Here is a 14936-nt window from a genome sequence, read left to right on the forward strand (position 1 = left end):
AGAGAAAGAGTGACCAAAATGACGACGAAGCTCAGGGTCGAAAATCTCAGTAAAACTTTCGTTCTGCATAACCAGAACAGCGCCAGATTACCGGTTTTCAGCAACGCCAGCCTGACAGTGAATGCCGGAGAATGCGTAGTGCTGCACGGGCATTCCGGCAGCGGAAAATCCACCCTTCTGCGCTCGTTGTACGGCAACTATCTGCCGGACAGCGGCAAAATCTGGGTGGAACATCAGGGCCAGCAGATTGATATGGTCAGCGCCGAGGCGCGTGAAATTTTGTCCGTACGCCGTCATACCGTCGGCTGGGTGAGCCAGTTTCTGCGCGTTATTCCGCGTATCAGTGCGCTGAATCTGGTGATGCAGCCGCTGCTGGAGCTGGGCGTGGATAAAGCACAAAGCGAAGCCCGTGCCAGTGCCCTGCTGCGCCATCTGAATGTGCCGGAACGTCTGTGGCATCTCGCGCCTTCCACGTTTTCCGGCGGTGAACAGCAGCGTGTGAATATCGCCCGCGGTTTCGTGGTCGATTATCCGGTGCTGCTGCTCGATGAACCGACCGCCTCGCTGGACGCCACTAATCGCGCCGCCGTCGTCACGCTGATTGAGCAGGCGAAAGCCCGCGGAGCCGCTGTGGTCGGGATTTTCCATGACGAAGATGTCCGCGAACGCGTTGCCGACAGGCTGTATGAAATGAGTCCAGAAACTGCTCCGGAGATGTCCGCATGATCATAAATAACGTCAGACTGGTCCTCGACGATCAGGTTGTTGAAGGATCGCTTGAAATGCAAGACGGCGTGATCAGCGCCTTTGCCGACAGCCGCAGTCAGTTGCCGCAGGCGCTGGATGCTCGGGGCGGCTGGCTGCTGCCGGGGTTCATCGAGCTGCATACGGATAATCTGGATAAGTTTTTCACGCCGCGCCCGAAAGTGGACTGGCCGGCGCATTCCGCCATGAGCAGCCACGACGCGCTGATGGTCGCCAGCGGGATCACCACGGTGCTTGACGCCGTGGCCGTGGGCGATGTGCGCGACGGCGGCCATCGTCTGGAGAATTTGCAAAAGATGATCGACGCCATCGTCAACAGTCAGAACGCCGGGCTGAACCGCGCTGAACACCGTCTGCATCTGCGCTGCGAACTGCCGCACGACACCACGTTGCCGCTGTTTGAAAAGCTGATGGATACGTCAGTTCTCTCGCTGGTTTCCCTGATGGATCACTCGCCGGGCCAGCGCCAGTTCGCCACTCCACAGAAATACCGCGAGTATTATCAGGGCAAATATCACATGAACGATGAGCAGATGGACGCGTATCAGGAAGAGCAAATCGCCCTGTCGCGCCGCTGGGCACAGCCAAACCGCGAAGCGATTGCCGCCCATTGCCGCGCCAGGAATATTTCGCTGGCCAGCCACGATGACGCCACGGCGGCACACGTTGAGGAATCTCTGGCGCTCGGCAGCGTGATTGCAGAATTCCCGACTACCGAAGAAGCGGCACGCGCCTCACACGCCAGCGGGCTGGCGGTACTGATGGGTGCACCGAATATCGTGCGCGGCGGTTCGCATTCGGGCAACGTCGCTGCGCATAAACTGGCATCACTGGGCCTGCTGGATATCTTGTCCTCCGACTATTATCCCGCCAGCCTGATGGACGCCGTTTTCCGCATCGCCAATGATGAAACAAATGCCTTCAGTTTGCCGCAGGCGGTGAAACTGGTAACGCGCAATCCGGCGAACGCGCTGGGCTTGCAGGATCGCGGTGAAATTGCTGAAGGCAAACGCGCCGATCTGGTTCTGGCACGTGCGCATGGCGATCATCACTATGTGCAAAACGTCTGGCGTCAGGGCATTCAGGTATTTTAAACGGAGAGAAAATGAGTCGTTTACTTTATCTGATGGGCGCTTCAGGTTCGGGAAAGGACAGTCTTCTGGACGCGCTGCGCCAGCATTTACCGGCGGATGTCGCCGTGGCGCATCGCTACATTACGCGCCCCGCTGACGCAGGATCTGAGAATCATATTGCACTGAGCGATGCCGAATTTATTCAGCGCCGCCAGCACGGATTATTTGCGCTGGAATGGCACGCGCATCAGTGCCGGTACGGCGTGGGAATCGAAATCGACACCTGGATGCAGCTCGGTTGCCACGTGGTGGTCAACGGTTCGCGGGCGCATCTGGAGAAAGCGCAACAGCGTTACGGCCAGCGGCTGGTGCCGGTGTGTTTGCAGGTTTCAGACGAAGTGCTGGCTGCGCGTTTATTGCGGCGCGGACGCGAAGACGCCGGGCAAATTGCCTGCCGTCTGGCGCGTGCCCGTGAGTATGACAGCGCCTTGCCCGCGAGCTGCCACCGGCTGAATAACGACGGTGCGTTACAGGACACGTTACGGCATTTGCTGGCCATTCTTTCTCTGCCGGTCAGCGCCTCTTTTTATTCCGTCACTTCAACATGAGCGAGATTATGACAGACATTATTTCCCCGTTTTCTTTAGCTGAAGAACAGGATTATTCACGTCCGAAAATCGGCCAGCAGGTCGAATTGAACCGTTCGCAGCTCGGGCAATACGTGCATATTGCCGATAACGCGATCATCGAAGAAACGCAGATCGGCGATTATTCGTATACGGCGGGCAACAATCAGATCTTCTACGCGACCATCGGCAAGTTTGTGTCGATCGCCACCTATGTCCGGATCAATCCGGGTAATCACCCGACGTATCAGCGCGTTGCGCAGCATCATTTCACCTACCGCAGCTCGGTTTACGGGCTGGGTGAAGACGATCAGGACTTTTTCGACTGGCGTCGTGAACATCACGTCACCGTCGGCAACGACGTGTGGATCGGCCATAACGCCGTGATTATGCCGGGCGTCAGCGTCGGGAACGGCGCGGTGATCGGGACATCGGCCGTGGTAACTAAAGACGTTGAGCCGTATTCCATCGTGGCGGGCGTGGCCGCGAAAAAGATCGGCATGCGTTTTGATGATTCAATGATCGAAAAGATCGAGAACAGCCAGTGGTGGAACTGGGATCACGAGACGCTGAAAGAGAGAATGCCGGATTTTCGAAATCTGGATGTGTTTGCGGAGAAATATCTGTAAGGATCGGGACGATCCTTACGGGGCAAAATTCGCGTTTTTTGCTGATACCTTATCATAAGGATCCCTGTCAGCAGAGAACGCGGATTAAAGTTCTTCAATGCTGGCGGCGATTTGATCGGATTCCAGCACGGTGACGCCGCCCAGTCCTGCGTTAAACGCCTGTTCCTGCAACGCTTTGGCGACAACGTCCGAATCGATGGCTTTCCATTTTCCCGGCAACAGTTTAAACAGCGGCGCACTGAGTTGTTCAAGCAGGCGCGGCGGATGGCGTTTCCCGACCAGCAGCGACGGCCTGACCAGCGTGAGCAAAGTCCAGCCCTGGTGCATCAGCGCCTGTTCCATGTCCCCTTTCGTCCGGTTATAGAGAAATCTTGAGTGCGCATCCGCACCGTTGGCGCTGACCGCCAGACAATGACGCGCACCGAGTTCCTTCGCGGCTTTGGCGCAATCCACCACCAGATCGTAATCTACAGCGCGAAACGCTTCCGCGCTGCCCGCCTCTTTACGCGTGGTGCCAAGGCAGCAGAACAGCAGGTCGATCGGCTCATCCAGCGCGACCACCAGCGACGTGAGATTCGCCCCGAGCGGGTTGATCAGTTTATTACCCGGCGGCAGCGGGCGGCGGCTCGGCGCAACAATCCGGCTAACGCGCGGATCCAGCTGCAACAGACGCAAAAGCTCACGCCCAATCAGACCACTTCCGCCCAGAAGAAGAACTTTTGCCATATCACTTCCTTTTAAAAAACGGCCTTTACATGGAATTTCAGAAACAGATAAGTTCAAGTGTTACCCGATTGTAAATTCCCCGCTATAAGACAGTTCCTGTTACTCAGGCTTATCAGAAAGCGCGCGATCCCACAGCAGCTTTTTGCCAAATCCCAGGGCGTTATCCGTCATCTTGATGCTGTTAAGTTTCAGCGCCCAGACCGGCGCTTTCATGGCGATCGCCACCGGGAAGTGTTTGCAGTACAGACGGCGCGCGTGGCTCTCTTCTTCACCGGAAAGGATCGTCGCCTCACCGCGATACTGAATGCCTTTGATCAGCGCAATGGTTTTCGGATGCGGCGCGATCGTGCCCACCACCTGCGGCGATTTTGCCATCAGCGTGCCGTGCAACGTTTTCAGTTCGGTCATGAAGTATAAAGACAGGGTTTCAGCATCGGTGACGTAAAAGCAATTAGCGCTCCACATCTCGCCGTCGGCGGCGGCACACAGCGCCAGCACATGATTTTTGGTCAGGAATTTAAGAATGTGTTTCAGGTCGTCGGGGTTATTCATCGGAGGATCCTTGTCGTCTTTCCCGCAGTGTACCGTGACACACCGATGTTTTACGTCATTCTGCCGTGCGGTTCAGGTAAACTTACGCAAACTTTTCCAAATACGATGCGTCTATGTCCACTTCTCCCGTCTGGTTTTTATACATGTTGAGAACGCCCACCGGCATGCTTTATACCGGCATCACGACCGACGTGACGCGGCGTCTTGCCCGGCATCAGACCGGTAAAGGGGCGAAAGCATTACGCGGAAAAGGTGCACTGGAGCTGGTGTTCCACTGCGTGGCGGGGGATCGTTCTCTGGCCTCAAAGCTGGAAATCCGGGTGAAAAAGCTGAGTAAGCCTCAGAAGGAATTGCTGGTGAAATCCGCACCGGTATCCCTGCAACATTATTTTGGATTGCCGGATAGCGGGAGTCAGGAACACAAGGCGCGGGAAGAAAACTAACGGGCCTGAAATCAGACCCGTTAGAAGTCAGACCCGCTGAAAATCAGAACCGGTCAAACGGCGGGGAGAATTCCACCTGCCCGCTGGCGTCGATGAGGGCATCGTCGGACAAGGTGAAGAGCTGGAATGCCGCTTCGGTGTCCGGCCAGCGGCACTGCAAATTATGAACTGCCGCTGGTTTAAAACCAAAACGCCCGTAATACGCCGGGTCGCCAAGCACCACGACGGCGGCGTAGCCAAATTCGTTCAGGGAATCGAGCCCTTCGTACACCAGCTTTTCGCCCAATCCCTGACGACGCAAAGACTCGTCAACCGCCAGCGGTGCCAGCGCGACCCAGTTGCGATCTTCGCCCTGAATATCAACCGGGCTGAAGGCGACATAACCGACCACGCCACCTTCGTCATCGGTGGCAACAACGCCCAGCGTCAGCAGGCCGTCTTCGCGCAATTGCTGCACCAGGTCGGCTTCGGCACCACCGGGAAACGCGCGGCGCAACAGACGGTCAATGCCCGCGGCATCTACCGGAATTTCAGTGCGAATTAGCATGGCTCAGCTACCGGAGCTTTCGGCTCACGGTCCTCTTGCAGTCCCGCTTCGACAAAATCGGCCAGGCGCAGCAGCCCATTTTTCAGCAGCAGCGGCATAGTATCGAGATCGATAGAATCCATCAGATTCTTCACGTACAGACCGAGTTCCGTGTCACCCTCAATACGCAGACGACGTTGGAAGAACAGCGTATCCGGATCTTCTTTGCGCGCAGCAATCAAAATCAGATCGTTGGCGTTACCACTAAAGCTGACATCCGCGTCGCCTTTTTCTGCAACGATCAACTTGCCTTCGTCCACTGACATCAGCCAGCTCAGGCTGAGATCGCTGACGTCAATTTTCAGCCAGCGGCCTTCGAGGAAATCCAGTTCGCCATCGGCCAGCGCCTGACGAAGCTGCCCGCTCAGTACCTGTTGCAAGACCTGACGCTGTAGCGCAAAAGGCGTGAATTTCAAAGGCACACTCAACAGGGATGGTCCCTGACGAACCAAACGTGCACGTAGTTTTTGCAACACTGGCACTACTCCTTTCGGTAACATTTTCGGCAATTTATTGGCAACTATTTGTACTATTTTGCCACATCGCCCGTAACGTTCAGCGGTCTACATCAATAAATACTGCAACAGAAAAACCTCCCGTACAACCTCCCCGACGGTTGCTGCGCCTTCAACACCCCAGAAACTGCCTCAAATCAAAATATTGCATCTATAGCTTCTCTAAAATAGTTCGCCAATCAAAGCCCTGACTGATGAATGAATAACGTCGGCAACTGGCTTTTCATCACCCACAACCCTTTCGCCACAGCGTGCGGTTGCAGTAAGGAACGAGAATGGAGCTACTTTGCCCGGCAGGGAATTTACCTGCGCTAAAAGCGGCCATCGATAACGGTGCTGATGCGGTATATATCGGCCTGAAAGATGACACCAATGCACGCCACTTTGCAGGCCTGAACTTCACGGAGAAGAAATTGCAGGAGGCGGCAAATTACGTTCACCGCCACCGCCGTAAGTTGCATATCGCCATCAATACATTTGCGCACCCTGACGGCTATCAGCGCTGGGAACGCGCCGTGGATATGGCCGCGCAGCTCGGTGCCGATGCGCTGATCCTCGCCGATATTGCCATGCTGGATTACGCCGCAACGAAATATCCGCACGTCGAGCGCCACGTCTCCGTTCAGGCTTCCGCCACCAACGACGAAGCAATCCGTTTCTACAAAAACAATTTTGACGTCGCCCGCGTGGTGCTGCCGCGCGTGCTTTCGATGCACCAGGTACGCCAGTTGTCTCGCACCACCGTCGTGCCGCTGGAAGTATTCGCGTTCGGCAGCCTGTGCATTATGGCCGAGGGCCGCTGTTACCTTTCTTCCTATCTCACCGGCGAATCGCCCAATACCGTGGGTGCCTGTTCTCCGGCGCGTTTTGTGCGCTGGCAACAAACCGCACAGGGCATGGAATCACGGCTGAATGACGTGCTGATTGACCGCTATGACGAAGGCGAAAACGCCGGTTATCCGACACTGTGCAAAGGCCGGTATCTGGTGGATGGCGCGAAATACCACGCGCTGGAAGAACCGACCAGCCTGAATACGCTGGAATTACTGCCGGAGCTGTTCGCCGCTAATATTGCTTCGGTGAAAATCGAAGGGCGCCAGCGCAGCCCGGCGTATGTCAGCCAGGTGGCACGCGTGTGGCGCATGGCTATAGACCGCTGCATGGCCGATCCGCAAAACTACAAAACCGACGAAGCCTGGATGAAAGCGCTGGGCGCGATGTCTGAGGGTACGCAAACGACGCTCGGTGCCTATCACCGTAAATGGCAGTAATTAAAGAGATCATCATGAAATATTCATTAGGAGCCATCCTTTATTACTGGCCGAAAGCGCAGGTTGAAGACTTTTATCAGGCAGCGGCAAACAGCAGCGCCGACATCATTTACCTCGGCGAGAATGTGTGTACCAAACGGCGCGAAATGAAGGTCAGTGACTGGATGGATGTCGCCCGTGAACTGGCGTCAGCCGGAAAGCAGGTGGTGATTTCCACACTGGCGTTGTTGCAGGCGCCGTCCGAACTTAATGAGCTGAAACGCTACGTCGAGAACGGTGAGTTCCTGCTGGAAGCCAACGATTTTGGCGCGGTCAATATGGCGTCTGAGCGCAGGCTCCCGTTTGTCGTCGGCCACGCGCTGAACTGCTACAACGCCGTCACGCTGAAACTGCTGCAAAAACAGGGGATGGTGCGCTGGTGTATGCCGGTTGAGCTTTCCCGCGACTGGCTGGTGAATCTGCTGAATCAGTGCCAGGAGCTGGGCATCCGGGATAAGTTCGAAGTGGAAGTGCTGTCTTACGGGCATCTGCCACTGGCCTATTCCGCGCGCTGTTTCACGGCTCGTTCTGAAAACCGTGGGAAAGATGAATGCGAAACCTGCTGCATCAATTATCCGCAGGGCCGGAAAATGCTGTCGCAGGAAAATCAGCAGGTGTTTATCCTCAACGGCATCCAGACACAAAGTGGCTATTGCTACAATCTGGGCAATGAACTGACGTCGATGCAGGGGCTGGTTGATATCGTGCGGCTGTCGCCGGAAACTCACGAGACGCTTTCCACTCTCGAGGAATTCCGCGCCAATGAACGGGGTTTGCATCCGTTAATGCTGACAGACAAAGCCGACTGCAACGGTTACTGGCAGCGCATTGCCGGGCTGGAACTGCGTCGCTGAGCGCTAAAATGACACTATGAAAAAGGGATATTACTTTTCGGTAATATCCCTTTTTTGATCAGACGCCTTTTCGCCGCGGCCTGAAAATCGCCCGCAGACGCACGCCGTCGCGCAGCATCCCCACGGCGATACCAATGAACGTATAAAACGCGCATAAAAGCAGAAGCATCAGGATGTCGCCGCCAACATCTTTAAACGGCAGCCCCATCTGATTCACCCCCGCAATCGCTTTGGTCGCCCAGGTCGAGGGCAGCATCGAAGATACCGCCCTGACCCACGCGGGCATCGCCTGCAACGGCCAGATGGTGCCGGAAATGTAAAAGACCGGCGTCGTCACAAAGGCCAGCGTCAGGTAAATCAGTTCCACGCTGCGCAGGCATTCCGTGACCAGTTTGCCTAATCCGAGCACGGCCAGTAAAAACGGGAACGTCAGCAGCAGAATTTCAGGAATGCTGGCCGTCTGCCGGTATCCCAACACCCAAGGCCACAGCACGAACAGGACAATCGACAGGAATAACCAGACCGGGATCAGCGCTGAAATCCCGCCAAGAAAGGCCGGTATCGCCGGTTTTCCGGAAGGCCCGCTGTTGAGCACAATGCTGACACGTACGCTGGCGATCAGCAGTGAGTGCTGCAATAACATAACCAGAAGACCGGGAAAGATAATCGCCGCGAAGCTGATGCCGGGGTTAAAGACATCCAGCGACTGCCCGATTATCGGCGACAACACCACGCTGGCCTGCCGCTCGCTGAAGCCGTTGCTGAGCAGTAAATCTGTGTTGTATTGCGTGAGGATCGCCTGATACGCCGCCAGCACATCCTGCTGGATCTGCCCGTTCGCCAGCCGGTTGGTCGCATCGCCGTACACCGGGATCACAATGTTTTGCCCGGCGAGGATCTTCTTCTCAAGATCCACCGGCATGATGATCACCGCGAACAATTTACGCAACGCCAGATCGCGTTCGGCATCGGCGAGATTATCGTAGTGGTTAGTTTCAACTTTCGACGTGGCATCCAGCTGACGGGTCAGCATGCGGCTGGCGGTGCTGTGATCCTGATCGATAACAGCGACTGGCAGATCCCAGACTGTGCGGTTAGCGTAAACCAGGCTCATCACACATAGCGAAAGCAGCAACATCATCCACATCGGTTTATCAAGCAAACCGGTAAGCACTTTGCTGAAGGTTCCCCACCAGGTTTTGAACCACTCACGACGGGTCATTGTCCTGGCTCCTGTTGTTTCATGCGCATATACAGACGCTTGCGCACCAGCACACCGGTTAGCAACGGATAAATCAGCAGAATGCAGCACACCATCAGAATGCCGCGCAGCGATACCTGACGCAGGAAAACATCAAACATTGCCGCCAGCGCGTAACTCAGGGGTTCGATGCCGGAAATAATACGCGCCGGCAGCGGCATTGATAACACCGGAACGGCCATCCCGGAGAAGGTGAGCGCAATACTGACGAAAATCCCCATCATGGTATAAGCGGTGATGGTCGTTTTCGTGAAGGTAAATAACAGCAGCCCCAGGCTTTGCGCGGCAATCACATAAAAGAAGCCGATCACCAGCATATACAACGGATTACCGCTCACCCGTGCGTCGAAAAAGCCCACGAGCATGGCGATTTCCACCATCAGCAAGGTGGTGAAACACAGCGTGTACGGCGCGAGTTTCCCGAGCAGCGCGAGTGTAAATGACGGCGCACTGAGCAGCGCCTGACTGCGCGCCATCACGTAAATCATGCAGGTGACGGTGAAAAGTTGCAGAAGGTGGATGGTGGCGGCAAATTGCTGATAATAAATGTAGCTGCCGCTGGCGTTGAAAAGGCTACCGTACGAGAGGTCGACGCTGGCCAGTGACGGTAACGTTTTGCCGATTTCTGTCGCAATAATCGACCGGTAGCTGGTGTTCAGCTCAGTGATAAGCCCGCTGAAATCTTGCGTGGAATACAACCCGGCACCGTAAAACAGAGCGTTGTAATACAGGACCGCGCTCGGCTGTTTACCGGCCAGTACGTCCGCTTCGAAGTTCACCGGAATATACAATAATGCGTAATCCTGCGCGGTTCGCAGACGGTATTCCGCTTCCGGCAATCCGCCTTCAAAGGCCTGAACGTGCGCATGAGAACCCGCGTCGAGTTTACGGGTCAGCGTTTTGGATAGCGTGCTGTGATCGTTATCCACCACCGAAACGGGCAAATCCAGCAAGGTGCCTTCGGAGAAGTTGCTGCTGATCAGGCCAAACAGAAGTAAAGGGAAAATCCAGCACAGCCAGTGGATCACCGGCTTACGAAAGGCGTAATTTGCCTCGCGGGTAAAAGCACGACTGAAACAGCGCCATGCGGCTTTTATCCTTTCACTGCGCGGCGCTTTGACCGGCTTCACTTCGCCTTCCACTGCCAAAGTGCGCTCATGCCCTGACGTAATCCGGGAACCGGTTTGGCAGGATAAAGGCGCACTTCAAAGGTTTTTAAATCGAAGTCCCCGGTCGCGCGCGTTGCACGTTTGGTGGCGTAATCACCGAGCGGCGCGATATAACGCACTTCGGCTTCAATCATTTCATTATTCAGCGCAGGCACGCGCATCTGCACTTTGTCGCCTTTGCGCACGCCCGCCAGAATGTCTTCACGCAGGTTAAAAACGAAATAGGCATCAGGCAGACGGACTAACGTCAGCAACGGGCTGGACGCACTTTGCAGCTCGCCAACTTCCACCGGGATCGGCCCGACTTCGCCGTCTACCGGCGCTTTCACCTGTAAATCATCGGTCTGAGCTTTCACTTCCAGTAAATCTTCTTCCGCCTGACGCAGCTGCGCGGCGTAACTCTCGCGTTGTTCCACGCGGTCGCCGTTGATGCCTTCATCAAGATTGGCTTTAGCAACGAGAACTTGTGCATAAGCGCTGTCACGCGCACGGCGGGAATCTTCTAAGTCGGAGGCGGAGATAAAGCCTTTCCCGGCGATTTTCGCATTGCGGTTGTATTCATCGCGGGCGTTGACGTATTCGGCCTGAGATTGCGCCAGTGTCGCTTTCAGGTTGCGGATGCTTTCTTCACGCGTCCCGTTAACAGAAAGTTCGAGCTGGGCTTTGGCCTGATCGCGTGCGGCTTCCAGCGCGCGGAGCTGCGCCATCATTTCCGGGCTGTCGAGGGTAATCAGCAACTGGCCCGCTTTTACGTCATCGCCACGTTCGACATGACGTTCAATCACGCGGCCTTTGGCTTTCGACGCGACAATGACTTCAGGCGCATCGACTTCGCCCTGAAGCAGGAGATCTTCGTTATGCGCACGAAATAAAACAGCCAAAGAAACCGCAACCGCCACCAGCAGCAGGGTTAATAACATTCGTTTACTCATTGATACCACGTCCTTTTTGTTCGCCTGAATTATTTACCGGCATTGGTTTTCCCTTCCATCATTTTCCCTGCCTGCTTTCGCAGCCTTTTCAGGCGCATTTTTTACTTCAATGAAATCATAGCGGGATGAGCAGAGACTTTTTAACACAAAACAACATATTGGCTAAAATTATAGTTTAGGCGATTCCAATCTATTTTAAGCATGTTCAAACGGAAATTAAGGGCACAAATGCCGTATTCAATGAACGCGTAATGGGTAATACTCGGTTTAATTATGAGCGGAATGCACCCTTTCCCCTCCTCTTCATCAACGAGTGAGCCGTGATTATGTCTGATAAAAACACCGTTCCCCTTTCCGTGCTCGATCTGGCACCCGTCCCGCAAGGTGCTGATCCGGCGAAGGCTTTTCAATGTTCTCTGAGTCTGGCGCAAAACGCCGAGAAATGGGGCTATCAGCGCTACTGGATGGCAGAACACCACAACATGACCGGCATCGCGAGTGCCGCGACGTCCGTTTTACTGGGTTATATTGCGGGCGGGACGAAAACAATACGCGTGGGTTCCGGTGGCGTGATGCTGCCAAACCATTCGCCGTTGGTGATTGCTGAACAATTCGGAACGCTGGCGACGCTGTATCCGAACCGTGTCGATCTCGGCCTGGGCCGCGCACCGGGAACCGATCAGCGCACGATGATTGCGCTGCGCCGTCATCTTTCCGGGGAGATTGATAATTTCCCGCAGGATGTTCAGGAATTGCAGATGTATTTCGGCGACGTTCAGCCGCAGCAGGCCGTTCAGGCCGTGCCGGGACAAGGTTTGCATGTGCCAATCTGGCTGCTGGGTTCCAGCCTGTACAGCGCGCAACTGGCGGCGGCGCTAGGTCTGCCATTTGCCTTCGCCTCCCATTTTGCCCCAGATATGCTCTATCAGGCACTGGCGATTTATCGCAGCAAATTCCAGCCTTCTGCGCAGCTCGAAAAGCCGCACGCGATGGTGTGCATCAACGCGATTGCGGCCGATACCGATGAAGAGGCGCGCCGGATGTTTACCTCCAATCAGCAGCAGTTCATTAATCTGCGCCGCGGGATGCCGGGTAAACTCCCTGCGCCGGTCGATAACATTGAAAGCCTGTGGTCAGCACAGGAACGCTTTGGCGTCGACAACGCACTGCGCATGTCAGTGGTCGGTAATAAAGAGACGGTGCGTCAGGGGCTGCAAAATATTCTGCGTGAAACTGAGGCCGATGAGCTGATGATCAACGGTCAGATTTTTGATCACCAGGCGCGTCTGCATTCGTTCGAGATTGTCTCTCAGCTTCAGGGGGATTTGGTGAAAGAACAGCGCATCGGATAAACGTTGCGGTAAATGGCAGACGAAAAAAACCAGCCTGTTAAAAGGCTGGTTTTTTATTATCTGAAATTCAGCGAACTGAAATCAGAATATTATGCGTCGGTAGTACGACGTGGTGCGCGGCTTGGCGGACGACGGTCGCCAGCGGCTGAAGAACCTTCACGACGGTCGCCGTTGAAAGAACGTGGAGCACCGTTACCACGGCCACCTTCACGACGTTCGCCATTGAACGGACGCGGAGCACCGTTACCACGACGCTCACCACCAGCACCTGCCGGACGGTCGCGACGCGGAGCTTGTGGCTGCGCATCACCGATCAACTGCATGTTCATCGGTTTGTTCAGGATACGGGTACGGGTGAAGTGAGACAGAATCTCGCCCGGCATACCCTTCGGCAACTCGATAGTGGAGTGCGTACCGAACAGTTTGATGTTACCGATGTAACGGCTGCTGATATCGCCTTCGTTAGCGATAGCGCCAACGATGTGACGAACTTCAACACCATCATCGCGGCCCACTTCGATACGATACAGTTCCATATCGCCAGCATCACGACGCTCACGACGTGGGCTGTCGCCATCACGTGCAGGGCGGTCGCTGTTACGCGCCGGGCGGTCACGACGATCGCCACGGTCACCGCGGTCGCCACGATCTTCGAATTCGCGACGTGGTGGACGGCTTTTGAACGGCTGATCAGCAGGCACGATCAGAGGGCGTTCGCCCTGTGCCATTTTCAGCAGTGCAGCGGCCAGCGTTTCGATGTCCAGCTCTTCTGCAGGTTGCAGTTTTGCCAGCAAGCCACGGTATTGATCCAGATCGCTGCTTTCCAGTTGCTGTTGAACTTTGGCTGCGAATTTAGCCAGGCGACGTTCGCCCAGAACTTCCGCAGTTGGGATTTCAACTTCTGGAATGGTCAGCTTCATGGTGCGTTCAATGTTACGCAGCAGGCGACGCTCACGGTTCTCAACGAACAGCAATGCGCGACCTGCACGGCCAGCACGACCGGTACGACCGATACGGTGAACGTAAGATTCTGAATCCATCGGGATGTCGTAGTTAACAACCAGGCTGATACGTTCTACGTCGAGACCACGTGCTGCCACGTCGGTTGCGATCAGAATATCCAGACGGCCATCCTTCAGACGTTCCAGAGTCTGCTCACGCAGGGCCTGGTTCATGTCACCGTTCAGTGCAGCGCTGCTGTAGCCGCTACGTTCCAGTGCTTCTGCCACTTCCAGCGTTGCGTTTTTGGTACGAACGAAGATGATCGCCGCATCAAAATCTTCTGCTTCCAGGAAACGAACCAACGCTTCGTTTTTACGCAGGCCGTATACAGACCAGTAGCTCTGGCTGATGTCCGGACGCGTTGTCACGCTTGACTGGATGCGCACTTCCTGAGGCTCTTTCATGAAGCGACGGGTAATGCGACGGATAGCTTCTGGCATGGTTGCAGAGAACAACGCGGTCTGATGTTCAGCCGGGATCTGCGCCATGATAGTTTCGACGTCTTCGATGAAGCCCATACGCAGCATTTCATCAGCTTCGTCCAGCACCAGGCCGCTCAGGTTAGAGAGGTTCAGGGTGCCGCGTTTCAGGTGATCCAGCAGACGGCCCGGGGTACCGACAACAACTTGTGGTCCCTGACGCAGTGCGCGCAGCTGAACGTCATAGCGCTGGCCGCCATAAAGGGCAACCACATTCACGCCATGCATATGTTTAGAGAAATCAGTCATTGCTTCAGCAACCTGAACCGCCAGTTCGCGGGTTGGTGCCAGAACAAGAATTTGTGGTGCTTTCAGTGAAGCATCGATGTTATGCAGCAGCGGTAAAGAGAACGCTGCAGTTTTGCCGGAACCTGTCTGAGCCATGCCCAGAACGTCGCGGCCATTTAACAGGTGAGGAATACACTCAGCCTGAATTGGTGAAGGTTTTTCGTAGCCCAAATCAGTCAGGGCAGAAATGATCGGAGCAGACAGCCCCAGGTCAGCAAAAGAGGTTTCAAGCTCAGTAGTCATGTACACGTGCCTCATTAATAATGGCAGCCAGTCTACATAACTCGTCGAGAAAATTTTCAGTCATTTTCATTGAAAAGTGTGAACCGGCTCAAATTAGATTATAAAACGAACAAAGCAACCCTCGCCCGTTA

The 14936-nt window shown here is 55.2% G+C and carries 17 protein-coding genes; 8 read left to right on the forward strand and 9 right to left on the reverse strand.

The window, feature by feature from the left end; translation table 11 throughout:
- Positions 1-18: 18 nt before the first annotated feature.
- Genes phnL through M2403_RS13570 form a run of 4 tightly spaced genes read left to right on the forward strand, consistent with a single transcriptional unit; the run spans position 19 to position 3093 of the window.
- Positions 19-726, forward strand: a complete 708-nt coding sequence (gene phnL, locus M2403_RS13555) for a phosphonate C-P lyase system protein PhnL (protein WP_259229525.1) — start codon at positions 19-21, stop codon at positions 724-726.
- Positions 723-1859 (forward strand): alpha-D-ribose 1-methylphosphonate 5-triphosphate diphosphatase, encoded by a 1137-nt coding sequence (gene phnM / locus M2403_RS13560; RefSeq protein ID WP_165058873.1) that lies wholly within the window; start codon positions 723-725, stop codon positions 1857-1859. The genes phnL and phnM overlap by 4 nt, the downstream gene beginning before the upstream one ends.
- A gap of 11 nt (positions 1860-1870) precedes the next feature.
- The gene (phnN, locus tag M2403_RS13565) at positions 1871-2446 is read left to right on the forward strand and encodes a ribose 1,5-bisphosphokinase (RefSeq protein WP_152325268.1); all 576 of its coding nucleotides are present in this window, start codon (positions 1871-1873) and stop codon (positions 2444-2446) included.
- 8 nt (positions 2447-2454) lie between these two features.
- The gene (locus M2403_RS13570; protein ID WP_259229527.1) at positions 2455-3093 is read left to right on the forward strand and encodes a DapH/DapD/GlmU-related protein; all 639 of its coding nucleotides are present in this window, start codon (positions 2455-2457) and stop codon (positions 3091-3093) included.
- 84 nt (positions 3094-3177) lie between these two features.
- Here M2403_RS13570 and M2403_RS13575 read toward each other — a convergent pair whose 3' ends face one another.
- Positions 3178-3819 carry a hypothetical protein gene (locus tag M2403_RS13575; protein WP_152325271.1) on the reverse strand — a complete coding sequence of 214 codons (642 nt, stop codon included), beginning with the start codon at positions 3817-3819 and terminating at the stop codon, positions 3178-3180.
- A gap of 99 nt (positions 3820-3918) precedes the next feature.
- Complete coding sequence (locus M2403_RS13580; RefSeq protein WP_208951566.1) at positions 3919-4371, reverse strand: YhbP family protein; 453 nt, start codon at positions 4369-4371, stop codon at positions 3919-3921.
- A gap of 113 nt (positions 4372-4484) precedes the next feature.
- On the opposite strand from M2403_RS13580, the gene M2403_RS13585 reads away from it, so the two are divergent.
- Entirely contained in the window at positions 4485-4814 is a 330-nt protein-coding gene (locus tag M2403_RS13585; RefSeq protein WP_259229529.1) for a GIY-YIG nuclease family protein, read from the forward strand.
- A gap of 43 nt (positions 4815-4857) precedes the next feature.
- On the opposite strand, the gene M2403_RS13590 is transcribed toward M2403_RS13585, so the two are convergent.
- Positions 4858-5361 (reverse strand): GNAT family N-acetyltransferase, encoded by a 504-nt coding sequence (locus M2403_RS13590; protein ID WP_152325275.1) that lies wholly within the window; start codon positions 5359-5361, stop codon positions 4858-4860.
- Positions 5355-5876 (reverse strand): SCP2 domain-containing protein, encoded by a 522-nt coding sequence (locus M2403_RS13595; RefSeq protein WP_152325276.1) that lies wholly within the window; start codon positions 5874-5876, stop codon positions 5355-5357. Before M2403_RS13595 ends, M2403_RS13590 begins: the two co-directional genes overlap by 7 nt.
- 314 nt (positions 5877-6190) lie before the next feature.
- Between M2403_RS13595 and M2403_RS13600 the strand changes: the two genes are divergently transcribed.
- Positions 6191-7186: a peptidase U32 family protein gene (locus M2403_RS13600; RefSeq protein ID WP_152325277.1), complete on the forward strand. Its 996-nt coding sequence runs from the start codon at positions 6191-6193 to the stop codon at positions 7184-7186.
- A gap of 14 nt (positions 7187-7200) precedes the next feature.
- Positions 7201-8079: a U32 family peptidase gene (locus tag M2403_RS13605; RefSeq protein ID WP_152325278.1), complete on the forward strand. Its 879-nt coding sequence runs from the start codon at positions 7201-7203 to the stop codon at positions 8077-8079.
- A 58-nt stretch (positions 8080-8137) separates the two neighbouring features.
- Here M2403_RS13605 and M2403_RS13610 read toward each other — a convergent pair whose 3' ends face one another.
- The 3 genes from M2403_RS13610 to M2403_RS13620 are packed head-to-tail and all read right to left on the reverse strand — an operon-like array spanning position 8138 to position 11441.
- Positions 8138-9301: an ABC transporter permease gene (locus M2403_RS13610; RefSeq protein WP_152325279.1), complete on the reverse strand. Its 1164-nt coding sequence runs from the start codon at positions 9299-9301 to the stop codon at positions 8138-8140.
- Positions 9298-10470: an ABC transporter permease gene (locus tag M2403_RS13615; RefSeq protein WP_101078331.1), complete on the reverse strand. Its 1173-nt coding sequence runs from the start codon at positions 10468-10470 to the stop codon at positions 9298-9300. Before M2403_RS13615 ends, M2403_RS13610 begins: the two co-directional genes overlap by 4 nt.
- The gene (locus M2403_RS13620; RefSeq protein ID WP_152325280.1) at positions 10467-11441 is read right to left on the reverse strand and encodes an HlyD family secretion protein; all 975 of its coding nucleotides are present in this window, start codon (positions 11439-11441) and stop codon (positions 10467-10469) included. Before M2403_RS13620 ends, M2403_RS13615 begins: the two co-directional genes overlap by 4 nt.
- 326 nt (positions 11442-11767) lie before the next feature.
- Between M2403_RS13620 and M2403_RS13625 the strand changes: the two genes are divergently transcribed.
- Positions 11768-12793 carry a luciferase-like monooxygenase gene (locus tag M2403_RS13625; protein WP_152325281.1) on the forward strand — a complete coding sequence of 342 codons (1026 nt, stop codon included), beginning with the start codon at positions 11768-11770 and terminating at the stop codon, positions 12791-12793.
- 89 nt (positions 12794-12882) lie between these two features.
- Here the strand turns inward: M2403_RS13625 and M2403_RS13630 are convergent, their stop codons facing one another.
- Both M2403_RS13630 and yrbN read right to left on the reverse strand, forming a co-directional pair.
- Positions 12883-14805: a DEAD/DEAH family ATP-dependent RNA helicase gene (locus tag M2403_RS13630; protein WP_152325282.1), complete on the reverse strand. Its 1923-nt coding sequence runs from the start codon at positions 14803-14805 to the stop codon at positions 12883-12885.
- Positions 14795-14875 carry a protein YrbN gene (gene yrbN / locus M2403_RS24940; RefSeq protein ID WP_096335046.1) on the reverse strand — a complete coding sequence of 27 codons (81 nt, stop codon included), beginning with the start codon at positions 14873-14875 and terminating at the stop codon, positions 14795-14797. The genes M2403_RS13630 and yrbN overlap by 11 nt, the downstream gene beginning before the upstream one ends.
- Between the last annotated feature and the right edge of the window lie 61 nt (positions 14876-14936).

Origin of the sequence: Rahnella sp. BIGb0603 (assembly GCF_024808755.1) — a bacterium.
GTDB lineage: Bacteria > Pseudomonadota > Gammaproteobacteria > Enterobacterales > Enterobacteriaceae > Rahnella > Rahnella contaminans.